Raw genomic sequence first — 22,821 nt, forward strand, 5'->3', positions numbered from 1 at the left:
CCTGTAGGATTGGATCAGCCGGTGAACTGGCCGCCGGCCGGGTGCAGGGTCTGGCCCGTCATGAACGAGCTTTCGTCGCAGGCGAGATAGAGGCAGGCATCGGCCTGTTCACGCGGCGTGCCATTGCGCTGCATCGGGGTGATGGACATGGCGCGGCGATAGGCATCGGAGTCTTCGGGCGCGTCCCACATCGGCGTCGAGGTATAACCGGGGCCGACCGCGTTCACCCGGATGCCGGTCTGCGCCAGCTCCAGCGCCATGACCTTGGTCAGCATGATGACGCCCGCCTTGGACACGCAGTAGGATCCGCCCCCCGCCAATGGAATCCGCCCCGCCGTCGAAGCGATGTTGACGATCGCCCCCCCGGTGCCCTGCGCCAGCATCTGTCGGGCCACCGCGCGGCTGCCCAGCATGACGCCGGTGACATTGACGTCGATCACCTTGCGAAAATTCTCGACCGACATGTGGACCAGTTGTGTCGCCTTGGCCGGGTCGACGCCCGGCCGGGGCGCCTCTGGCAAGGTCTTGACCCCGGCAGAGAACACCGCCACGTCGATGCGGCCAAAGACCTGCACGGCCATTTCGACCATACGGTCGCAATCTGCCTCGGAAGTCGCGTCCATCCGCATCTGATGCGCCTTGCGCCCCAGACCCTGCACAAGGGCAACCGTCGCATCGCAGGGCGCAAGATCGGTCAACAGGATGTCGGCCCCTTCTTCGGCAAAGCGTTGCGCCACCGCCTGGCCGATGCCACTGGCGCCGCCGGTGATCACGGCAATCCTGCCCTCAAGCCTTGGCGTGGTCATGTCCTGGTCCTTTTGGCCGACGAATGAAGGGCCGGATCTTTCGCGATCGTGGCCCCCTTGCCCCTGATGCCGACGACCGTTTGCCCATGGCGATCATCTGACAGGGGTGCGCGGCGTGCGGGCCTGCACCCGCACGGGCACGCGCACCGCCCGGCCTCGTCCGGTCCCGCCGCCACGGCTGACGGCAAAGCGCGCAACGATTCCGGCCGCGACCGCGACCAGCCCAAAGCTGAGCATGTCGTCCTCCCGCTGTCTGATCTTCCGCCCTGCCCTCGCCAGGGGCAGGTCCACCGGCGCAACTGACATATCCAGCCTGGCCGGCAAGGCAGTCGATCTGGTCCTCCCAAACCATTCTCTGACTGGCACGCGAACAGTAGCATCCACATAGTGACGCTTTACGTCAGACCATTCAGCCATGAACACCACATGTCAAGCGCATATATTCGGCACTCCTGCGGTTCAGGCACCGCGACACCTGCCAAGGCCGGATCCCGGCCTGAAGGGGAAATACAAGGATACCAGAGGTCGGCTCAATATCAGGCACACATCTAAACACGCGCAAGGCCGCAGGTCTGTGCGCCCTGACACACGACTACACATCCGCCGATCCCAGGCCCGCATCGGTCAACGGCCCGCCGGACGGCCGCGACCAACAGCCACCATGTGGCGGTCGGATCGCAAGAGTTCCGCCACATAGTGGCGGTTTCTCACCCGCCGCACCGGGAATCCGCAGGGTCGCCGGGCACCCGGAACGACCGCAGCAGGCGCCCGGACCGGGATCTGTGGATGGGCGCCGGGTCGCGCCTGGCCACCACCCCCACCGATACCCCGCAACAGGCAGTGGACGTTCGGACGCCGCTCCGGCATTCTCTGGACAACCGCGCGAAAGAACATGGCACATGACACACGACAACCCTTGCGGGACAGGCAATGCGCCAGCGAAGGCGGCGGCCCCTCCGCGCGAACCGCGGCCCAGACGCCCGACCGACCGCGCCCCGACACAGACCGATGTTTGCGAACTGGAGCCCCTAGATGACCGTTGAACCGGCCGCGCACCCCCCAGGCACGAATGACCCGCGCAATCCCGGAATGCCGCTTGGCCATCAGATGTTCCAGGGCCGCGCCGTCAACCGCAGCGCAGCCGAACGCCGCGCGGCCTCGATGATCGCCCGGCGCAGCATCAAGAAGGCGGCACAGGCGGCATGGCTGGTCAATGCGGTGCGCTGCATCGACCTGACGACCCTGGCCGGGGACGATACGGCCGACCGCGTGCACCGGCTGTGTGCCAAGGCACGCAGACCACTGGCCCCGCATATCCTCGACGGATTGGGCCTGGCCGACTTTGGCCTGACGGTGGGGGCGGTCTGCGTCTATCCGACCATGGTGCCCCATGCGGTCCGTGCGCTGCGCGGATCGGGCATTCCCGTTGCCTCGGTCGCCACCGGGTTCCCGGCAGGACTGATGCCGCTGCCGCTGCGTCTGGCCGAAATCCGCTATGCCGTGGGCGAGGGCGCGGACGAGATCGACATCGTGATCACCCGCGAACATGTGCTGACCGGCAACTGGCAGGCGCTGCACGACGAAATCCGCCAGATGCGCGAAGCCTGCGGGGCCGCGCATCTCAAGGCCATTCTGGCCACGGGGGAATTGCAGACCCTGACGAATGTCTACGCCGCCTCGATGGTGGCCATGCAGGCGGGGGCGGATTTCATCAAGACCTCGACCGGCAAGGAAGGGGTGAATGCCACCCTGCCCGTCAGCCTGACGATGGTGCGCGCCCTGCGCGACTACCGCGACGCAACCGGGCACCGTGTGGGGTTCAAACCCGCGGGCGGCATGAAATCGGCCAAGGATGCACTTAGCTGGCAAATCCTGATGAAGGAAGAAATGGGCAACGACTGGCTGGATCCGCATCTGTTCCGGCTGGGGGCATCGTCCATGCTGGGCGACATCGAACGACAGCTCGAACATTTCGTCACCGGGCGCTATGCGTCCGCCTCGCGGCTGGCGCTGGCGTAAGGGGACCACGACATGACCAAGATCACCGAACTCCTGACCCGTCTCGACTATGGCACCGCCCCCGAAGACAGCGCCGTGGTGCGCGAGTGGCTGGCCCGGCACGCCGCAGGCTTTGGGCATTTCATCAACGGGGCCTTCACCGCGCCGGCCAACACTTTTGCCGTGACCAACCCGGCGACGGGCGCAGACATCGCCCGCGTCTCGCAAGGCCGCGCCGAGGATGTGGACGCCGCCGTCAAGGCGGCCCGCGCCGCCCAACCGAAATGGGCCGCGCTGTCCGGGCATGATCGGGCGCGGCACCTCTATGCCCTGGCCCGGCATTTGCAGCAGCACGCGCGCTTTCTGGCGGTGCTGGAAACCATCGACAACGGCAAGCCGATCCGCGAAAGCCGCGACATCGACATCCCGCTCGTCATCCGCCATCTCTATCACCATGCGGGTTGGGCCGAGGTGCTGGCCGACGAATTCCCCGGCGCCGCCCCGCATGGGGTGTGCGGGCAGGTGATCCCGTGGAACTTTCCGCTGCTGATGCTGGCGTGGAAGGTGGCGCCCGCCCTGGCCGCCGGCAATACCGTGGTGCTGAAACCCGCCGAATACACCCCGCTGACCGCGCTGGCCTTTGCCGAAATCGCGCGCGAGGCAGGCTTGCCCAAGGGGGTGCTGAACATCGTCACCGGCGATGGCACCACCGGCGCGGCACTCACCGGGCATCCGGGCGTGGACAAGGTGGCCTTTACCGGATCGACCGAGGTGGGCCGTCTGATCCGGCGCCAGATCGCCGGATCGGCCAAGGCGCTGACGCTGGAACTGGGCGGCAAATCTCCCTTGATCGTCTTTGCCGATGCCGATCTGGATGCCGCCGTCGAGGGTGTGGTGGATTCGATCTGGTTCAATCAGGGCCAGGTCTGCTGTGCCGGATCGCGCATTCTGGTAGCCGAGGCCGTGGCCCCGCGCTTTACCGAATTGCTGCGCCGCCGCATGTCCGGCCTGATCGTGGGCGACCCGCTGGACAAGAACACCGACATCGGCGCCATCGTCCATCCCGTCCAGCTACAGCGGATCCGCGCATTGGTGGATCAGGGCCGGGCCGAAGGGGCAGAGCTGCATCAGGGCACGGCCCCCGAGGGCTGCTATTACCCCGCAACCCTGGCAACCGGGGTTGAACCCGCCTCTGTCCTGGCGACCGAGGAAATCTTTGGCCCGGTCGTCACGCTCAGCACGTTCCGCACGCCCGACGATGCGGTCGCGCTGGCCAACAACACGCGCTATGGGCTGGCCGCCTCGATCTGGTCCGAGAACATCAACCTGTGTCTGGACATCGCCGGGAAGGTCAAGGCCGGAGTCGTCTGGATCAACGCGGCCAATGTCTTTGACGCCGGTGCCAGCTTTGGCGGAATGCGCGAAAGCGGGTTCGGGCGCGAAGGCGGGCGGGCGGGCATGGCGGCCTATCTGGCCACCGCCCGGCCACAGGCCAAACGCCCTGAAACCGCGCCCCCGGCCCCCGTCGCCACCCCGGCCGAAAGCCTGCCTGCCACCCCCATCGACCGCACCGCCAAGCTGTATGTCGGGGGCAAGCAAGCCCGCCCGGACAGTGGCTATTCCTATGCCGTGCCAGGGGCAAAAGGTGCGGTCGGGCTGGCGCCACTGGGCAACCGCAAAGACATCCGCAACGCGGTCGAGGCCGCCCATGCCGCCAAGGGCTGGGGGGCGCAAACCGGGCACAACCGCGCGCAGGTGCTGTATTTCCTGGCCGAAAACCTGTCGGCCCGCGCCAGCGAATTCCAGGACCGTCTGCACAGCTTTGGCCAGACCCAAGGCGCCGCCCGGACCGAGGTGGACACCGCGATCCGCCGCATCTTCTGGTATGCCGCGCAGGCCGACAAATTCGATGGCGCGGTGCAGGCGACGAAATCGGCGCATGTGACCTTGGCCATACCAGAGCCGCTGGGCGTTGTGGGCATCGCCTGTCCGCTGGCGCTGCCGCTGCTGGGGTTCGTGTCGCTGGTGCTGCCTGCGATCGCCATGGGCAATCGGGTTGTGGCGGTGCCGTCGCAACTGCATCCGCTGGCGGCGACCGACCTGTATCAGGTGCTCGACACATCGGATGTGCCGGGGGGCGTGGTCAACATCGTCTCGGGCGAACGCGACGCGCTGGCGCGCACGTTGGCTGATCATTCCGATGTCGATGCGGTCTGGTATTTCGGCACCGCCGAAGGCGGGCGCATGATCGAGGAAGCCTCGGCCGGCAACCTGAAACAGACCTGGGCCGAAGACGGCGCCGCCCGCGACTGGACGGGTGACGAAGGCCAGGGCCGCGCATTCCTGACACGCGCGACGCAGATCAAGACGGTCTGGGTGCCCTATGGTGCGTGACGGATGGATGGCGGCGGATCCGCCGCCGTCCTTCACCAGGGCAGCGGCGGCCATTCCAGGGGCATACCGATGATCGCCGCCAGCCCGATCAACACCATCGACAGGCGCCGGAACACCTGGGGACTGGCCACCCTGAACAACCGGATGCCCAGGATCACACCCAGCATGTAGGCGGGCGTGACGACGACCGAAACAGCCAGCACCGCCGGGGTGATCAACCCGCCGAACCCGTACAGCATCAGGCTCGCCACCGAGCTAAGCCCGAAATACAGCATGATGTTGGCGCGCAGCACAGCCACCGGCCGCGGCATTCCCAGCCAAAAGGCCACAACTGGCGGCCCGCCGATCTGCGCAAGCCCGCTGAGTATGCCGCCGCAGCCACCTGCGGCCGCCAGCACCGGCGGGCCTGCGTCGCCGCGCCAGCGCCAACCACTGACCAGCAACGCCAGAAGCGCCAGCACGATCACCGAAATGCACCAGCGCACCAGAACCGGGTCCAGCACGAGCAAGGCGGCAAATCCCAGCGGCATCCCCACCAGCGCGCCACCAAGCATGATCAGGACCGACCGCCGCTCTGCCTCGCGCCAGGCGGGGCGCAGCGTGGGCAGGCCGCCGATCAGATCGGTGATCAACAGCAGGGCGACCGACATCTGCGGGCCAATCAACATGCTGGCCAGCGGAATGAAGATCAGACCGGCACCGAAGCCCGACAGGCCCCGCGCACATCCCGCGACCAATGCAGTCACCAGCAAGGCGCCAATGTGCAGCGCCGGAACCCCGGTCCAGCCGGTCAGCGCGGCGACAAGCACGATGGTCTGATCCCTGCCTGCCCCGCCGGGGGCCTATGCGGCTTGCCAGGCCATGCCACGATCACGCACAACTCTTGGCGACATACTCCCAGTAAACCCGCGCAATCTCGCGCGTCAGGGGGCCGGGCGTGCCATCGCCGATGGTATGGCCGTCGATCCGGGTGACAGGCGTCACGCCGCCCAGGGTGCCGGTGACGAACGCCTCATCTGCGGAATAGGCCTGCGCCAGGGTGAAATCCTTTTGCACCGATGGCCCCACCTGTTCACCATAGAGCCGCGCCACATGCCCCCGCGTAATCCCGTTAAAGCTGTAGAGTCCCGGAGAGGTCCACAGCTCGCCCTTGCGGATGATGAAGAAGTTGGTCGAATTGCAGCTGGCGACAAAGCCGTTCGGGTCCAGCATCAGCGCCTCGTCCGCGCCGGCGGCAATCGCCTGGATCAGCGCCTGGATCAGGTTCAGCCGGCTGTGCGAATTCAGCCGCAGGTCGAACACATCGGGCGACGAACAGCGGAAGGTCGAGGTGAACAGCGACAGCCCCTTGTCCGCCAGCGCCTGGCGGGGCCGCTTGAGTTCCGCCACGATCACCACCGTGGCCGCCGACGCCATGAAGCGCGGATCCTGGTTCGGCGTGGTCTTGCGGCCCCGTGTGATCATCAGGCGGATATGGGTGTCATGGGTAAAGCCGTTCTCGGCGCAGGTCGCCAGAATGGCGTCCACCACCTGCTGGCGCGTCATGCCGATGTCGAGGCTGATCGACTTCGCGCCTTCGAACAGCCGGTCCATGTGCTGATCCAGCGACAAGAGCTTGCCGTTGACCAGCCGCAGCCCTTCCCAGATGCCGTCGCCCAGCACAAAGCCCGCGTCGAACACCGACACGCTGGCCTTGTCACGGTGCACGAATGTGCCGTTCACATAGACACGCACATCATCGTTGCGGGGATCGCCGTCATAGCTTTGGGCGCTGGAAATGGTGGCCATCTGGGTCCTCCTTACAGGGAAAATTCGGAAGAGCGCTCGATGAACGCCCTGGTTTTCTCGCGCTGCGGGGCGCGGAAGATCTGTTCGGCCGTGCCTTCCTCGTGCACCAGCCCGTCATACAGATACAGTACCCGCGTGGCGAAACGGTAGGCAAAGCCCAGTTCATGCGTCACCAGCAACATGGTGCGCCCTTCTTCGGCAAGAGTGTGGATGGTGCGCAGCACCTCGCCCACCAGTTCGGGATCCAGCGACGATGTGGGTTCGTCGAACAGCAGCACCTCGGGCTGCATGGCCAGTGCACGGGCGATGGCCACACGTTGTTGCTGTCCGCCCGACAGTTGCGAGGGATAGGCCCCCAGCTTTTCCGCCAGCCCGACGCGGGCCAGTTCTGCCATCGCACGCTCGCGGGCCTGCTGCCGTGGCATCCGGTCCACGGTAATCAATCCCTCCATGGTGTTTTGCAACACGGTCATATGCGGGAACAGGTTGAACTGCTGGAACACCATCCCCACCCGGCGGCGCACCTGGGTCAGCGCGCGTTCGGCATAGGTGATGCGTTCGGTGCCATCGCGGGCGGTCTGCACCTGACCGATCAAGGCGCCGTCCAGCTCTACCCGGCCCGCCGTTGGCAGTTCCATGAAGTTCAGGCAGCGCAACAGGGTGCTTTTCCCCGACCCGCTGCCCCCGATGATGGCGATCCGCTCACCCGGTTCGACAGTCAGGTCGATGCCCTTGAGCACCTCCAGCTCGCCAAAGGATTTGCGCAGGTCCATGGTGCGCAGGATGGGTCCGGTCATCGTGGTGCCCTTACTGGTTGCGGGCCATCCGCCGCTCCATCAGCATCGAGGCCAGGCTGAGCGGGTAGATGACGATCAGATAGATAAAGCCCACGGCGGTCAGAATCTCCAGCGGGCGGTAATAGGTCGAGGACAGCAGGCGCCCCTGATACATGAGTTCCTGCACAGAGATGACAGAGGCCAGCGATGTGACCTTGGCCACCTCTACCGCGCGGTTGGTGAAGGCGGGCAACATGCGCTGGAACACCTGCGGCAGGATGATGCGGCGCAGGATCTGCGCCCGCCCCATGCCGATGGCCATGGCACCTTCCCACTGGCCGCGCTCCAGCGACTGAATCCCCGCGCGATAGATTTCGGCCGAAAAGGCGGCCGTGTTCAGCGTGATGCCCAGGAAGGCGGCCATGAACGGGCTCATCTGCGCGCCGATCAGGATCGGAAAGGCATAGTAGAACCAGATCAACTGGATCAGCGCCGGCACGTTGCGGAAAAACTCGACAAAGGCCCGGCCGAACACCCGCGCTGCGGCGAATTTCGACAGCCGCATCAACGCGATGACGAACCCCAGCGCCAGCCCTGCCAACAGGCACATCGCGGCAAGATGCAGCGTCACCACCACACCCCGCCACAGCACCGGCAGGTTGTCGAAGATCAGCGAAAAATCCCATTGATACTGCATCTCAATACGCCTGAAGCCGGGATTCACCCCATTTGGCCAGCGCACTCAGGCTGAACAGCAGGGCAAAGTAGATCAGGGCCAGCAGGGTATAGGTTTCCAGCGGCCGGAAGGTGATCGAGGCGACCATCATGCCCTGATACAGCAATTCGCCATAAGACAGGGTCGAGGCCAGCGAGGTGGTCTTGATGATCTCGAACGAACGCTCGGTGAAGGGCGCGATCATGCGGCGCGCGGCCTGCGGCAGGATCACACGGCGCAGCGCCTGGCCACGGATCATGCCAAGGGCCTTGGCGCCTTCCCACTGGCCTTTGCGGATCGACCCTATCCCGCCCCGGAACACCTCGGCGTAGAAGGCGCCCGATTGGGTGGCCAGCGCCAGCGCCGCTGCCTCCAGCGGACCCAGCGAAACGTTGCTGAGCACCGGAAGCGCATAGTAGAACCAGAAGAAATGCAGGATGCCGGGCGTATTGCGATAGAAGTCCACATAGATCGTGCCCAGCAGCCGCACCGGCCAAAGGCGTGACAGCCGCATGGCCGCCACCAGCCCGCCGACAATGACCCCCGCCGCAATGGCGATCACCGCGATCTTGATGGTGCCCAGCAGGCCCGACAGCAGCAGCGGCCATTGCGCCAGAACCGCAAGAAAATCCCATTCATAGGGCATAGGTCAGTCAGGCCCCTGGTGCAGGTTGAAAGAGACAGGGCCAGTGCGGCCCTGCCGATGCCGGACCCAAGGGGTCAGAACCAGGTTTCTTTCTGGATGCCTGGCACGGTGTCGGGGTCGATCCCCTTGGTCGCAATGTAGTCCCGAAAGATCGTGTTGGTGGTGCCTTCGTTGTAGATCCTGGCAATGAACCCGTCGATCCAGTCGCGGAACGACGGATCGGCCGCCTTGCGCAGGCCCACGCTGGTCGGGACGGCCACGGTCTCGTTGGGCAGTTGCACCACACCCATCCGCAGGCGCGAGGATTGCACGATCAACGCGGGGTGAAACTGCGACACCACATCCACCCGGCCAGCGGCAAAGGCGGCCACCGCCTCGTCATTGCTGGCGAACCGTTCGATGGTCGCTTCGGGCAGTTGTTCTGTCAGGCGCCGGTCGACCGTGGTGCCCAAGGTCACGCCGACACGGGTGCCGGCCTTGTTCAGATCCAGCCAGTTCTCGACCTTGAACCCCTCTTTGGTCAGGGCGCCCATGGCATAGTAGAACAGCGGCGTATCGGGGAAATCTATGGCCTTCTTGCGTTCCTCGGTCGGGTCCAGAACATACATCACGTCGATCTGTCCCGCCTGAAGCGCGGCCACCGAATTGCCCCAGGTGGTCTCGACCGGCTGAAAGGTCAGGCCCAGTTCGGCCGCCATCAGCTTGCCGATTTCAACGCCGACGCCGGTCCATTCATTGGTGCTGGGATTCTTGTAGAACCAGGGGTCGGCCGCCGCCATGCCCACACGGAACACGCCGCGCGCCTTCACCTCCTCCAACGCGGTCTGGGCCGCGACAGAGTGCGGCAGCAGCCCCGCAGACATTGCAACGCCCGCCGCCAGGGCGATCAGGTTTCTTCTGTTCATCATGTCATACTTCCCTGTTTCTTGGTCTTGAGGCATTCTGATTGTTGACAATCGACGATCATTTTTACTTTAACAATAGAAAATGCCGCCAGGGAGCAATTTTCTCCCTCTGGGGGGCGCATCCGGCCGGCAGACCGCCGCAAGGATGTGAAGGGGAGCGGAGGAGACGGAATGAGCAGCGACGACACTCAGCCGATGCAGCGAATCGAGCCGGTCAAGCGACGCACCTTCCGCGAACAGATCGCTGAATCGCTGCGCACCCTGATCATGTCGGGCGAATTGGCCCCCGGCAGCCAGATCATCGAGGCCGATCTGGCCGAACGCTTCGGCGTCAGCCGCGGCCCGCTGCGCGAGGCGCTGCGCCAGTTGATCGAGGATGGCCTGCTCGTCACCGTGCCCTATACCGGCACCCATGTGGTCGATCTGTCGCTCAAGGACATCCGCGAGATCTTTTCGCTGCGCACGGCACTGGAAATCTTTGCCTTTGAACAGGTCTGGAACCGGCGCGACGACAGTTTCCGGCACGAACTGGCCCGTCGCCATGATGACCTGCTGCGCAGCATTCAGGCCGGGGATGATGAAAAATCCATTCTGGACGAACTCGCCCTGCATTCCTGTGTCTATGAACATTCCGGGCACCAGTTGCTGCTGGAAACCTGGATGGGCCTGCGCGGCAAGCTGCAACTCTACTGGGCGGCGCATCATCGCGCCCATGGCCGACGCGGCCCCCACCCCGAAGGCCACCGCCTGTATGTCGAGGCGGCCATGGGCACCGACCTGAACGCCATGATCACCGAGGTCCGCGAACACATGCTGCGCGGCTCCTCCAAGACAGAGGCGTTTCTGGAAAGCTCGCTCCTCACCGGAAAGCTGATCTGATGGCCGAAACCACGCGCCCGAACATCCTGCTGATCACCACCGACCAGTGGTCGGGGCACCTGCTGGGCATTGCCGGGCATCCGGTGGTGCAGACACCGACGCTGGACGAACTTGCGCGCAGCGGGCTGCGCTTTGCCAATGCGCATTCCGAATGCCCGATCTGTGTGCCGGCCCGCCGCACACTGATGACCGGCGCCTCGCCGCGCGCGCAGGGCGACCGGATTTACAACGACAGCCTGAAGATGCCGGCCGAGACGATGGCAGCCGCGTTCCGCAATGCCGGCTACCAGACCCAGGCGGTGGGCAAGCTGCATGTCTGGCCACAGCGCGACCGCATCGGCTTTGACGATGTGCAACTCGACGAGGAAGGCCGCGCCCAATACGGCGTGATGGACGACTACGAGATCTTTCTGGGCGACAAGGGCCGCCCCGGCCAGCAGTTCGACCATGGCATGAGCACGGACGGCTATGTCTGGCGCCCCTGGCATCTGCCAGAGGAGTTGCACGTCACCAACTGGGCCACCCAGCAGATGATCCGCCAGATCAAGCGGCGCGATCCGCAGCGGCCCGGCTTCTGGTATCTGTCCTATCGCCACCCCCATCCGCCGCTGGTACCGCTGCAATCCTATCTGGACATGTACCGTGACATGGACATGGGCGAGCCGGTCGGGGATGACTGGGCCGAGGTGGGCGAACTGCCCTATGCCGTCGCCTCCAAGCGCAAGCGGGGCGAGAAGTACTCCTCCCGCCAGATCGCCGACATCCGCCGCGCCTTTTATGCGTTGTGCACGCATATCGACCATCAGATCCGTCTGGTCATCGGCACGCTGCGCGAGGAATTGCTGCTGGACAATACCATCGTGCTGTTCACCTCAGACCATGGCGACATGCTGGGCGACCATGGGCTGTGGGCGAAAAGCCTGTTCTACCAACCCTCCGTCAACATCCCGATGATCCTGCTGGGCCGCCGCAACGATCCGGTGATCGGCTCTGGCGTGGTCGAGGATCGTCTGGTCACGCTGGCCGATGTCATGCCCACGTTGCTGGACCTCGCAGGCATCGCGACGCCGGACACCGTTGATGGCCGCTCGATGCTGACCGCCCCCGCGCGCACGGTCGTGCATGGGGAATTCGGTGAAAATGCCAATGCCACCCGCATGATCCGTGATGACCGCTGGAAGCTGATCTATTACCCCGTGGGCAACATCCGCCAGTTGTTCGACATGGAGATGGATCCGCAGGAAACCCGCGATCTGGCCCATCTGCCCGAGTGCAGTGCCATTCTGGACCGGCTGACCGCCCTGCTGGTGGCGCATCTGTATGGCGGGGATCTGGAATGGGTCACCGATGGCCGCCTGACCGGCCTGCCCAACCGCGAGGCCGGGCCGCGGGTGAACCGCGACCTGTCCAGCCAGCGCGGCCAGCACTGGCCGCCGCAGTTGCATTCCGACATGCCGCAAATCCTCAACAGCGCCTGAGACCCATGCCCATACCCGACCGCGCCCGCCTGATGCCCGAACCCGATCTGCCACAGGGCGCCGACCTGCTGGCCGAGGGGCGGGCCCTGACGCGCTACTGGACCGTGGGGCCATCGGCCTTTCTGGACCATGTCGGTGCCAGCAGCGAACATGCCTACAAGCTGCGCCGCATGGCCGAAGGTGCGGTCATGCAGCACGCCCAGATCGGCTACCGCGACCGGGACAAAAGCTGCCGTGCCTATGCCGGCATATGGGAGGCCTGCGACCGTCAGGGCGTGACGGTGGACCGTTACGGCCTGTGCCTGGACTGGTCCATGGCGCTGCCGCGCGCGCAGCGGGCCGGGGCGCAACGTGGCACCGGAATGATCCTGCCGGGGGTCGAGGATTTCGTGCAACTGGCCAATTCCGCCCCCGTTGCAGCGCATTTCGGCGATTTCGTGCTGGGCTTTCCGGCGGCCTTGGAAAACACGCAAGCCGCGCTGGCGGCAGGCAGCACGGCCATCGGCAATCTGGGGCAGTATTTCACCTTTCGCGTCCCTGGCCATGACGACGATGTCGAGGCTACGGCCCAGACCGTCCGCGCCCTTGGCCTGATCGCGGCACAGCCGGTGCCGGTGATGGTCCATTCCAACCTGGATGACGGCTATGCCGCGCAGTTCACCGATCTCGCCAGTTGTCTGGGCATGATCCTGCTGGAACGTCACATCGTCACCGGAATCGTGGGGGCGCCGCTGGGCCATTGCTATGGCCACCATTTTTCCGATCCGCTGGCGCGTCTGGCGTTTCAGCGCGCGATGGCACAGATCGACGCGGCGCCCGGCACGGTGATCTATGGCAACACCACCGCCTATCGCGGTCGTCCCGCCGCGAATTTCGCGGGCCTGTCCAGCTACCTGCTGGTCGATGCGGTGGCGCAGATGACCCGGCCCACCGGACATGCCATCAACGCCGTTCCGGTCACGGAAAACGACCGCATCCCCGAGATTGACGAGGTGATCGACGCCCAGCTTTTCGCCGGGCGGCTGAAGGATTTCGCGCCGATGTGGCTGCCCATGCTGGACCCCGGCCCGGTGCAAGAGCTTGCCGACCGGATCGTCGCAGGGGGCCGGGCCTTCTGCACCGCGACCCTGCGGGGGCTGGAGGCGGCGGGGGTGGATACCGGCGATGCGTTCCAGATGCTGCTGGCGCTGCGCCGCCTGGGGGCCCGGCGGCTGGAACTGGCCTTTGGCGCCGGGCGCCCCGATCCAGCGGTCACGGGCGGCAGGGTTCCGGTCGCCCCTGCCACGATCCTGGCCGAGATTGCAGAGATGGCCGATCACGCGCTGGCCGGCGCTGGCCCGGTGACGGATCTGGCCGGTCTGCGGGTGATGGTGGCCACCAGCGATGTGCATGAACACGGCAAGATGCTGATCGAGGAAATGCTGCGCCGCATTGGCGCCACCGTGCTGGATGGCGGCGTTTCGACCGATCCGGCGCGGCTGGCAGACCTGGCCCGACGTGACACCCCCGATGCGATTGCCATCAGCACCTATAATGGCGTGGCCCTGGGCTATTTCACCGATCTGCTGGCCTGCGGGGTGACGGTTCCGGTGCTGATCGGGGGGCGGCTGAACCAGATCCCCGAGGGCTCGAACACCAGCCTGCCTGTCGATGTCGGCGACCAGCTCGCCGCCGCCGGGGCGCTGGTCTGCCGCGAGGCATCGGCGTTGCTGCCTGCCTTGCGCGCCCTGCTGCCGCGCCGGACAAAGGCATGAGCTGCTGCGTTCCCCCCGCAGGCCCCGTGACGCAGGCGCGCGAGGATGCGCCGCCGCCACCCGCGCCCACCACCAATGCCGCAGGGCTGATCACGCTTGGCGGCGGGCGGTTCTTCATGGGCGGCGCGGGTCCGATGGTCCTGCCTGCCGATGGCGAAGGCCCGGTGCGGACGGTGGATGTGGCGCGCTTTGCCATTGCCCCGCTGGCGGTCAGCAATGCCGATTTCATGGCATTTGTGCTTGACACCGGCCATGTCACCTGCGCCGAGGCCACCGGCGCCTCGATGGTCTTTGCCGGTCATCTGGCACCCGATGCAGCCGCGCAGGCGCGCGCGGTCGATGGCCCCGACTGGTGGCGCGAGGTGGATGGCGCCTGTTGGCTGCACCCCGAAGGAGCGGGCAGCCGCATCACGCAGCGGATGGACCATCCTGCCGTGCACATCGCCTGGGCCGATGCCATGGCCTATTGCCGCTGGTCCGGCACACGGCTGCCCACCGAGCCGGAGTGGGAATTCGCCGCGCGTGGCGGGCTGGAGGGCAGGCTGTACCCTTGGGGCGACGCCTTGCACCCCGAGGGCGTGCACCGTTGCAACATCTGGCAGGGCAGCTTTCCGCATCGGGATCTCGGGCACGACGGCTTTTGCGGCACGGCGCCGGTCAGACACTATCCGCCAAATGGATACGGGCTGTTCCAGATGACCGGCAATGTCTGGGAATGGTGCCGCGCCCCGGCCCCCGACCGGCCCGCGCCAGCCCCTGACCTGCGACCGCTGCGGGGCGGATCGCATCTGTGCCATGACAGCTATTGCGCGCGCTATCGCGTCTCGTCGCGGCTGCTGGCCCATGCCGCGACAACGACCAGCCATATCGGGTTCCGCGTCGCCGCGGACGTGACGTCCGCGCCCTGACGCCAGCCCCCGCCGCGTGGCTAGCCCAGGTGAACAACCGGCCCGGCGGCGCCTTGCGCATCCGTCGCATCATGCGTGACCATCAAGGCCGGAATGCCGCTGTCACGGATATGGGCAAAGGTGAAGGCCCGCATCTCGGCGCGCAACCCGGCATCCAGCTTGGAAAACGGCTCGTCCAGCAGAAGGGCAAGCGGCTCGGACAACAGCGTCCGCATCAGCGCGGCCCGCGCGCGCTGCCCGCCGGACAATGTCGCCGGGTCGCGGTCAGCCGTGCCGCCCAGCCCTGCCCGCTCCAGCGCGCGCAGGACCATATCGCGGCGCTGGCTGCGACCCTTGATCCGTGCGGCCAGACCAAAGGCCAGGTTGTCGGCCACCGACAGATGCGGAAACAGCACCGCATCCTGGAACATCAGCCCGATGCGGCGCTGTTCGGGCGGGAGGCCCGCCAGATCGCGGCCATTCAGCACGATGCGGCCCGAACAGACGAACCCATGGTCCAGATGCCCCCCCACGGCATCCAGCAAGGTGGATTTGCCTATCCCGGACGACCCCATGACCGTGCCGATCTCGCCGGGGGCAACATGCATGGACAGCGGCGGAAACAGCGGGGGCGCGGCCCGGAACCGGATCGCGACAGCATCGAGCGTCAGGGTCATTCGGGAACTTGGCCTCTCAGGTCGCGGCGGTTGCGGTGGACGATCGCCGGAAGGGCAAAGGCCAGCAGATAGGCCAGGAATGGCAGCGCGGCCTGAAGGCTGGCGTAAACGCCGGTCACGCGCCGGTCGGACGACGCGGCAAGCGTCACCGCCTCGGTGGTCAGGGTGGGCACGCGGCCTGCGCCAATGAACAGCGTCGGCAGGTACTGCGCCACCGACACCGCCACCCCGATGGCCGCCGCCGCGCAGACCGGCGCCAGCAGCACGGGCAGCTTGATGCCGATCAGCCGCCGCCATGGCCCCGCGCCCAGGGCCGCCGCCGTGCGCCCAAGACGCGGATCCAGCGCCCGCCAGGGTGCGGCCAGGGCCAGCATGACATAGGGAAACACGAACAGGCTATGCGCCCAGATCACCGCCAGCAGGCTGCCCGACAGGCCAAGACGCAACAACAGGATGTTCATCCCGAAAAGGAACGACACCTGCGGGACAAGCAATGGCACATGCACCAGCACCTCGGCCCAGCGGGCGCGGCCGCGTCGCGCCCGGTCCTCGCCTTCCAGCCAGGCGATGGCCAGCAGCAACGACAGCCCGGCCGAACACAGCGCGATGACCACGGTATGCCCCAGCGCCCGCCCCCAACCCCCGGCAGGCGCCATCCAGGCCCGCAGCGACCAACTGTCCGGCACCAGCGCAGGCCACGGCCAACGCCAGGCAAAGGACCAGACCAGCATGGCCGACATGGCCAGACCGCCCAGAACCACAAGACCCGACAGGACGACGACCGTCAGGGCAAGGCCCGGCTCGGTCCACCCGCCCCGGCGACCGCGCCGCACCCAGCAGCCCCCCAGCACCCGCAGCCCGCGCTGCACCAGCCACACCAGCGCAAAGGCCGCGATCACCAGCCCCAGTTGCAGCAGCCCCCCTGCCGAGGCCGGCAAGAGCAACCGCAGATCAGGGTTGGAAAACAGGCGCGTCAGCATGACCGCAAGCGTCGGCGGATTGGACGGCCCAAGGATCAGCGCCATGTCCACCACCGACATGCCATAGGCCAGCACGATCATCACCGGAAGGCGGATCAATGGCCAAAGCTGCGGCAGAATGACCTTGATCCAGACCATCCCGCGCCCATAGCCAAGCGCCCGCCCCGCCGCCATCTGCTGTCGCACCGGAATCTGTGTCAGCGCAGACAACAGCACGAACAGCAGAAACGGCACCTCTTTGATCATCAACCCCAGGATCAGCGCCAAGCCCCACGGGTCATTCACCGTGGCCAGATCCGGCGGCCTGTCCCACCCCAGCCAGGGCGCCATCGCGCGGCCGATCCAGCCCGACGGGGCCAGCACAAAGGCCAGTCCGATGGCCAGCGCGGCATGTGGCATCGCCAGAAACGGCACCAGCACACGCGCGGCAAGGCGCGGCGACCGCCGCCCGTGCAGGGCCGCGCACACACCGATGGCCACCATCAGCGACAGCACGGTCGCGCCAAGTCCGGTGACGATCGTCAACCGCACCGCCGCCAACAGACCTGGCATGGCAAGCAGATCGGCCCATGGCCCCGCATCCGGCCCAAAGGCCCCGATGGCTGGCAAACTGCCAAAGGCTGCGCGCACCGTCTGCCACATACCGGCAGCGACCGGCGCCAGGATGCCAAGGCTGACGCACCCCAGCGCCACCGCCCGCAAGGACCACAGGCTGTAGGCGCCCCCGCTCACCGCGTATAGCGCCGGGCCCAGTCGTCGGTCAGACGGGTCATCCAGCTTGCATGAGGCTCCAGCAGTGTGGGCCCCAGCGCCTCCAGCGTGGGCAAGGCGGGCGCCGTCGGCAGCGCCGCAAAGGCCGCGCGGCCCGCCTCATCCAGGCGCGACGGGTCCAGCACCGAAAACGAGCCCAGCACCTCGATATTCTGCATATGCGCCTGTGTTGCGGGATCCAGCAGGAAGTTGGCCACGACCAGGGCCCCGTCCCGGTTCGCGGCATTATAGGGAATGGCGACAAAGCTGACATTGCCGATACTGCCGCCCTCGGGCACAAAGACGCGCACCGTATCGGGCAACAGCCCCTGCGCGATGGCCGCCGCCGTCGATGCCGGGTCAAACGACATTGCCATGTCGATTTCGCCATCATTCAGCAGTTGCTGCAACACCGACTGGTTTTCGGGAAAGACCGTCCCCCCTCGCCACAGGTTCGGGCGCAGCGCCTCGTACCAGTCCCACAGCGGGGCCGTCGCGGCGGCATAGCTGGCGTCGCTCACCGGCGCCTGCAACGCTGCGGGATCGGGCACCAGTTCGATCAACGCCTGTTTCAGAAAGGTCGCCCCCATGAAATTCGAGGGCGCCGGATGCGTGAACCGCCCCGGATTGACCGCCGCCCAATCGACAAAGGCGGCCATGGTCGCGGGTGGCACATCGACCCGCGCGGTATCATGGTTGAACACGAACCGCGCCAGCCGCCACGGGCTTTCCAACCCATCGACCGGAACCGTGAAATCCAGCGTGTTCGCCGAACCGGGCGTCAGATCCAGATAGCGGGCATTGGGCAGATCCGCGACGAACGGGCCATGCAACAGGCCCTGTTCCTTCATCGCCAGAAAATTCGGGCCGTTGATCCAGATCATGTCAACCGCGCCGCCGCTGTCCTGCCCGGCCGCCTTTTCCGACACGACGCGCGTGACCGCCTCGGCGGTATCGGACAGTTTCACCTGCGCCACCCGCACCCCATGGCGGCGTTCGGTTTCCTGTCCGACCCAGGAAATAAAGGCATTGGTCCGGTCATCGCCGCCCCAGGCGTTCCAATACACCGTCTGCCCGCGCGCAGCGTCCAGGGTGGCCTGCCAGTCCTCGGCCCCTGCCGGGGCGGACAGGGCAAGAACGGTAACGGCAGCAAGGGCAATCTGGGTCATCGGGCCTCCGGTTTGTGGGTCATGGATGGATGCGGCGGCGCGGCGCCAAGGATCTGCCACCCCTGCCCCCAGCGCAACAGCGTGGCAAGCGCGCAGGCGGCGGCAAAGATCAGCGCAAGCGCCGGGAATGCTGCGGGAAACAGGCACATGGCAATGAACATGGCGATGGTTTCGAAACCTTCCGTCAAACCGCCAAGATAATAGATGCCCTTGGTGGGAAAGGCGGTTGACTGGCGGCCGGTCTTTTCAGCGATGACCGCAAAGGCCAGAAAGGACGACCCCGTCCCGATGAACGCGGTCAACAGGACCGCCGCAGGCAAGGCATTGGCGGCGGGGTTCTGCAACGCAAACCCCAGCGGAACCAGCGCGTAGAACACGAAATCCAGCGCAATATCAAGGAAGGCGCCGCGCTCTGTCGGGGTGGTCAGCCGCGCCACCGCGCCATCCAGCCCGTCGAACAGCCGGTTGAGCAGGATGAACACCAGCGCGCCCCCCCACCATCCCGCCGCAAGCGCGGGCACGCACAGCACCCCCAGGCCAAAGCCTGTCAGCGTCAGCGTATTTGCAGAAACCCCGCGCGCCACCAGAAACCGCGCCGCAGGGGCCAGCGCGCGGCGTTGCAGCGGCAGAAGTCGTGCGTCGATCATCCGCGCCTCCATCGGTGGTAGCGTTCGACCAGCGCCAGAAGACGAGGGTTCACATGGGCACGGCGCCAATCCCCTGCGACGTATTTGTTCGCCTCGGCCAGGGTCGGGTAGATATGGATGGTCCCGAGAATCCTGTTCAGGCCAAGCCCCTGTTTCATGGCCAGAACGAATTCGGCGATCAGGTCGCCCGCATGTTCGCCCACGATGGTCACACCCAGGATCCGGTCCTTGCCCGGCACGGTCAACACCTTGACAAACCCCTGCGCGGTTCCGTCGGCAATCGCGCGGTCCAGATCGTCGATGCCATAGCGCGTCACCTCATAGGCGATGCCCTTGTCCCTTGCCTCGGCCTCGGACAGGCCGACGCGGGCCACCTCCGGGTCGGTAAAGGTCGCCCATGGGATCACCCGGTAATCGGCCTTGAACCGCTTCAGGCCGCCGAACAGCGCGTTCACCGTGGCGAACCATGCCTGATGCGCGGCAACATGGGTCAACTGATAGGGGCCAGCCACATCGCCCGCCGCCAGGATATTGGGATACAGGGTTTCCAGATAGTCATTCGTTTCCACCACACGATCCACCCTGATCCCCAATGCCTCCAGCCCGAAACCCGTCAGGCGCGGCGCGCGCCCGACGGCGACGATGATCTCGTCAAAGTCGATACGGCGGATGCCGCCCGAATGTTTCACCTCGATCCACTTTTTTCCGTCGGTCACACCGCAGGCCCGCGCCTGATGGTCCACAAGCACCGTCACCCCATCGGCCTGCAACGCGGCCTGCACCGCTGCGGCCACCTCTGGATCCTCGCGCGACAGCAGGCGCGGACCGGCCTCGATCTGGACCACCCCGGATCCCAGCCGCGCAAAGGCCTGCGCCAGTTCTGTGCCAATGGGCCCGCCGCCCAGCACCACCAGCCGCCGCGGGGGCTGCGGCCTGTCGGACAAGGCGTCCCACAGCGTGTCCGACGTCAGACAGCCGACCTCCTGCAAGCCCGGCAGCGCAGGCAGGACAGGCCGCGCGCCCGTGGCGATCACGATGGACCGCGTGGTCAGCCGCTGTCGTGAGCCATCGGGCAGGGCCACCTCGACCGTCCAGGGGTCGATCAGGGTGGCATATCCTTGCAGCACCTCGACACCAAGGCCGGTATAGCGGGCGACGCTGTCATGGGGGGCAATATCGGCAATCACCCGGCGCACCCGCGCCATCACATCGGCAAAGCGCACCTGCGGCTCGGTGGCCGCCACGCCGAACCGATCCGCATGGCGCATCTGATGCGCCACGCGCGCCGATTTGATCAATGCCTTCGAGGGCACACAGCCGAAGTTCAGGCAATCCCCCCCCATCAGATGCGCCTCGACCAGCGTCACCCTGGCCTTGGTTGCCGCCGCGATATAGGCCGAAACCAGCCCCGCCGCGCCTGCGCCGATCACCACCAGATTGCGGTCAAAGCTGGCAGGCCGGGTCCAGCGGGCATAGACCCTGCGGCGGCGCAGGGTATTCAGCAGCAGCCTGGCAAGCCACGGGAAAATCCCCAGTATGGCGAATGACACCAGCAACGACGGGGAAACGATGCCCGCCAGGCTGTCCAGTTGGGCAAGCTGTGTCCCGGCGTTCACAAAGACGGCGGTGCCGGCCAGCATCCCCGCCTGGCTGACAAGGTAAAAGGTCAGCGGGCCGATCGGCGTCAGACCCATCAGCAGATTGACGGCAAAGAACGGGATCACCGGGATCAGCCGCAGCGAAAACAGAAAGAACGGCCCATCGCGGCGCAGACCCTGGTTCACGGCGTCCGCCCGCGCGCCCAGCCGGTCCTGCACCCAGTCGCGCAACAGATACCGCGCGGCCAGAAACGCCAGCGTTGCCCCGATGGTCGAGGCGAAAGACACGATCAGCAGCCCCCACCAGAACCCGAACAGCGCCCCGGCGGCCAGCGTCATCCACACCGCGACCGGCAACGAAAACGCGGTGATCCCGATATAGGCGACAAAGAACACCCCCGCGACTAGCGGCGCATTCGCTCCCTGCCAGTCGCGCAGCCTCTCCAGCATCCCGCGCAGCGTCTCCAGATCCAGAGGATGGCTTCTCAACCCCAGGCCAAGGGCAAGGATCAGCACGACGGCCACAGTCAGAAGAAGCGGTTTTTTCACGATCTGGTCCTTGCTGTTGCTTCCGGCGGCACCGGACAGGCAGGGCGGCACGCCGGAACCGGCGCTACGGGTGCGGCCGCATCACGATCACGCCCTGTCACAGGTCGAACTGCGCCATGAAACGCCGGTCGATGCGATCTTTCCAGCGCCACAACCAGCGCCCATGCAGCGTAAGTCCGTGCCATTCCGCCACCGCGTCCTTGCGACCCAGCGATATGATCTTCAGATAGTCCCGCTGTGGCAGGTAGTGCTGCACGGGTCTTTGCTGCACGCAAGACACAAGATTGCGCGCCAGCACGGGCGCCTGACGCACCGCAAAGACCCCGGCCTTGGGGCGCGGCGCATGGGTCATGGCGGCGCAATCCCCTGCGGCGAACAGGGTCGAACACCCCTCGACCAGCAAGCCAGGCCCCACCCGGACAAATCCTGCCGGATCCGTCGGCAGATCGCGCGCCAGCCAGCCCTGCGGACGGGCGCCGGTCGCCGCAAGGGTCAGGTCGCTGGCGATCCAGTCACCCGTATCCAGACGCACACCCGCCGCCGTGGCCTCGACCACCCTGCGGCCCAGATGCAGGCCCACCGCAGCGCGGTGCAGCGCCTGTTCCAGCCGCCGCCGGACCCGACGCCCCAAGGCCGGAACGATACATGCCCCGGCCTCGATCAGCGAAACACCCGCAAACCCCCGATGGGCCAGCGCCAGCGCGATTTCCACCCCCGCCACGCCGCCGCCGACCACGGCGGCGGTCCGCCCCGCCGGATCGCCCACCTGCACCGCAAGACGCGCAAGGCTGCTGCCCAGCGGCTTGAGCGCCACGGCATGGTCCGCCGCACCCGGCAGCCCCTCGGGCAGGGCGGAATGGCTGCCGATATCCAGCGACGCCAGATCATACGTCAACGGCCCATCCTGGCCCGCGCCCTCCAGCCAGACCTGCCGCGTCGCCGCGTCGATCCCGCAGACCCTTGCCCGCAGGAACTGCGCCTTATGCCGACGCGCAAAGGGTTCCAGTTCAACGCGCAGCATGTCCAGCGGATAATGCCCGGCGACATGGCCGGGGAACATGCCCGAATAGGTGGCATGGCTGTCGCAATCGACCAGAACGATCCGGGCGTCCGGCAGGGCGCGGCGCAGCGGCGGCAGGGCCAGCAGATGGGCATGTCCTGCCCCCAGCAACAGAATACGGGCCGTCTGTGGCAAATCCTGTCCTCCGTCAGCCGCGCGTGGCGGCAGGGCCCGCAGTCCAACTGATGGCGGATCGCACTGCGCCTGTCCATGGCGCGCGCAGGGGCAAGGTGCCGCAGGGCGGAAGGGGCATTCGCCACCGCACGGCCGGGCCGGGCGCCGGAGCCGCACCCCCAAAAGCCTTGATCCGTCTGCCGTTTTCGGGCCAGACTGGCCGGATACCGCAGGCGAGCCATGGGCTGTCG

Annotated in this window: 20 protein-coding genes; 6 read left to right on the forward strand and 14 right to left on the reverse strand. The window is 66.4% G+C overall.

Features of this window, described 5'->3' with window-relative positions; translation table 11 throughout:
* Window positions 1-14 precede the first annotated feature (14 nt).
* Both BW970_RS09745 and BW970_RS20730 read right to left on the reverse strand, forming a co-directional pair.
* Window positions 15-806, reverse strand: coding sequence for an SDR family NAD(P)-dependent oxidoreductase (locus BW970_RS09745; RefSeq protein WP_076530639.1), 792 nt, complete (start codon window positions 804-806; stop codon window positions 15-17).
* A 93-nt stretch (window positions 807-899) separates the two neighbouring features.
* Entirely contained in the window at window positions 900-1,043 is a 144-nt protein-coding gene (locus tag BW970_RS20730) for a hypothetical protein (protein WP_159441427.1), read from the reverse strand.
* Window positions 1,044-1,838: 795 nt separating this feature from the next.
* Between BW970_RS20730 and deoC the strand changes: the two genes are divergently transcribed.
* Together deoC and BW970_RS09760 are read left to right on the forward strand one after the other, a co-directional pair.
* Window positions 1,839-2,825, forward strand: coding sequence for a deoxyribose-phosphate aldolase (gene deoC, locus BW970_RS09755; protein ID WP_076530643.1), 987 nt, complete (start codon window positions 1,839-1,841; stop codon window positions 2,823-2,825).
* 12 nt (window positions 2,826-2,837) lie between these two features.
* Complete coding sequence (locus tag BW970_RS09760; RefSeq protein WP_076530645.1) at window positions 2,838-5,198, forward strand: aldehyde dehydrogenase family protein; 2,361 nt, start codon at window positions 2,838-2,840, stop codon at window positions 5,196-5,198.
* Between the two features lie 32 nt (window positions 5,199-5,230).
* Here BW970_RS09760 and BW970_RS09765 read toward each other — a convergent pair whose 3' ends face one another.
* The 6 genes from BW970_RS09765 to BW970_RS09790 all read right to left on the reverse strand — a co-directional run bounded on the left by BW970_RS09765 (window position 5,231) and on the right by BW970_RS09790 (window position 10,031).
* Window positions 5,231-6,007 (reverse strand): sulfite exporter TauE/SafE family protein, encoded by a 777-nt coding sequence (locus BW970_RS09765; RefSeq protein WP_159441428.1) that lies wholly within the window; start codon window positions 6,005-6,007, stop codon window positions 5,231-5,233.
* A gap of 61 nt (window positions 6,008-6,068) precedes the next feature.
* Window positions 6,069-6,986: an aminotransferase class IV gene (locus tag BW970_RS09770; RefSeq protein WP_076530649.1), complete on the reverse strand. Its 918-nt coding sequence runs from the start codon at window positions 6,984-6,986 to the stop codon at window positions 6,069-6,071.
* A gap of 11 nt (window positions 6,987-6,997) precedes the next feature.
* The gene (locus BW970_RS09775; protein ID WP_076530651.1) at window positions 6,998-7,783 is read right to left on the reverse strand and encodes an amino acid ABC transporter ATP-binding protein; all 786 of its coding nucleotides are present in this window, start codon (window positions 7,781-7,783) and stop codon (window positions 6,998-7,000) included.
* A gap of 10 nt (window positions 7,784-7,793) precedes the next feature.
* A complete protein-coding gene (locus BW970_RS09780; protein WP_076530653.1) occupies window positions 7,794-8,459 on the reverse strand; it encodes an amino acid ABC transporter permease in 666 nt (221 codons plus the stop codon).
* A gap of 1 nt (window position 8,460) precedes the next feature.
* Complete coding sequence (locus tag BW970_RS09785; RefSeq protein WP_076530655.1) at window positions 8,461-9,123, reverse strand: amino acid ABC transporter permease; 663 nt, start codon at window positions 9,121-9,123, stop codon at window positions 8,461-8,463.
* Between the two features lie 74 nt (window positions 9,124-9,197).
* Complete coding sequence (locus BW970_RS09790) at window positions 9,198-10,031, reverse strand: transporter substrate-binding domain-containing protein (RefSeq protein ID WP_229740484.1); 834 nt, start codon at window positions 10,029-10,031, stop codon at window positions 9,198-9,200.
* A 168-nt stretch (window positions 10,032-10,199) separates the two neighbouring features.
* Here BW970_RS09790 and BW970_RS09795 point away from each other — a divergent pair, with 168 nt between their 5' ends.
* The 4 genes from BW970_RS09795 to BW970_RS09810 are packed head-to-tail and all read left to right on the forward strand — an operon-like array spanning window position 10,200 to window position 15,047.
* On the forward strand, window positions 10,200-10,907 hold the full coding sequence (locus BW970_RS09795) for a GntR family transcriptional regulator (protein ID WP_083701205.1): 708 nt from the start codon (window positions 10,200-10,202) through the stop codon (window positions 10,905-10,907).
* Window positions 10,907-12,385, forward strand: a complete 1,479-nt coding sequence (locus BW970_RS09800) for a sulfatase-like hydrolase/transferase (RefSeq protein ID WP_076530657.1) — start codon at window positions 10,907-10,909, stop codon at window positions 12,383-12,385. The genes BW970_RS09795 and BW970_RS09800 overlap by 1 nt, the downstream gene beginning before the upstream one ends.
* A gap of 5 nt (window positions 12,386-12,390) precedes the next feature.
* Window positions 12,391-14,139: a hypothetical protein gene (locus tag BW970_RS09805; protein WP_076530663.1), complete on the forward strand. Its 1,749-nt coding sequence runs from the start codon at window positions 12,391-12,393 to the stop codon at window positions 14,137-14,139.
* The gene (locus BW970_RS09810; protein WP_076530665.1) at window positions 14,136-15,047 is read left to right on the forward strand and encodes a formylglycine-generating enzyme family protein; all 912 of its coding nucleotides are present in this window, start codon (window positions 14,136-14,138) and stop codon (window positions 15,045-15,047) included. The genes BW970_RS09805 and BW970_RS09810 overlap by 4 nt, the downstream gene beginning before the upstream one ends.
* A gap of 20 nt (window positions 15,048-15,067) precedes the next feature.
* Here BW970_RS09810 and BW970_RS09815 read toward each other — a convergent pair whose 3' ends face one another.
* The 6 genes from BW970_RS09815 to BW970_RS09840 form a co-directional block, all read right to left on the reverse strand.
* The gene (locus BW970_RS09815; protein ID WP_076530667.1) at window positions 15,068-15,703 is read right to left on the reverse strand and encodes an ATP-binding cassette domain-containing protein; all 636 of its coding nucleotides are present in this window, start codon (window positions 15,701-15,703) and stop codon (window positions 15,068-15,070) included.
* Window positions 15,700-17,415, reverse strand: a complete 1,716-nt coding sequence (locus BW970_RS09820) for an ABC transporter permease (RefSeq protein WP_159441429.1) — start codon at window positions 17,413-17,415, stop codon at window positions 15,700-15,702. Before BW970_RS09820 ends, BW970_RS09815 begins: the two co-directional genes overlap by 4 nt.
* Window positions 17,412-18,602, reverse strand: coding sequence for an ABC transporter substrate-binding protein (locus BW970_RS09825; RefSeq protein WP_076530669.1), 1,191 nt, complete (start codon window positions 18,600-18,602; stop codon window positions 17,412-17,414). Before BW970_RS09825 ends, BW970_RS09820 begins: the two co-directional genes overlap by 4 nt.
* The gene (locus tag BW970_RS09830; RefSeq protein ID WP_076530671.1) at window positions 18,599-19,249 is read right to left on the reverse strand and encodes a CDP-alcohol phosphatidyltransferase family protein; all 651 of its coding nucleotides are present in this window, start codon (window positions 19,247-19,249) and stop codon (window positions 18,599-18,601) included. Before BW970_RS09830 ends, BW970_RS09825 begins: the two co-directional genes overlap by 4 nt.
* The gene (locus tag BW970_RS09835; RefSeq protein ID WP_076531104.1) at window positions 19,246-21,396 is read right to left on the reverse strand and encodes an FAD-dependent oxidoreductase; all 2,151 of its coding nucleotides are present in this window, start codon (window positions 21,394-21,396) and stop codon (window positions 19,246-19,248) included. Before BW970_RS09835 ends, BW970_RS09830 begins: the two co-directional genes overlap by 4 nt.
* Window positions 21,397-21,493: 97 nt before the next feature.
* Entirely contained in the window at window positions 21,494-22,591 is a 1,098-nt protein-coding gene (locus tag BW970_RS09840; RefSeq protein WP_076530673.1) for an FAD-dependent oxidoreductase, read from the reverse strand.
* Window positions 22,592-22,821: the final 230 nt, after the last annotated feature.

Source organism: Gemmobacter megaterium (assembly GCF_900156815.1).
In the GTDB taxonomy this organism is placed as follows: domain Bacteria; phylum Pseudomonadota; class Alphaproteobacteria; order Rhodobacterales; family Rhodobacteraceae; genus Wagnerdoeblera; species Wagnerdoeblera megaterium.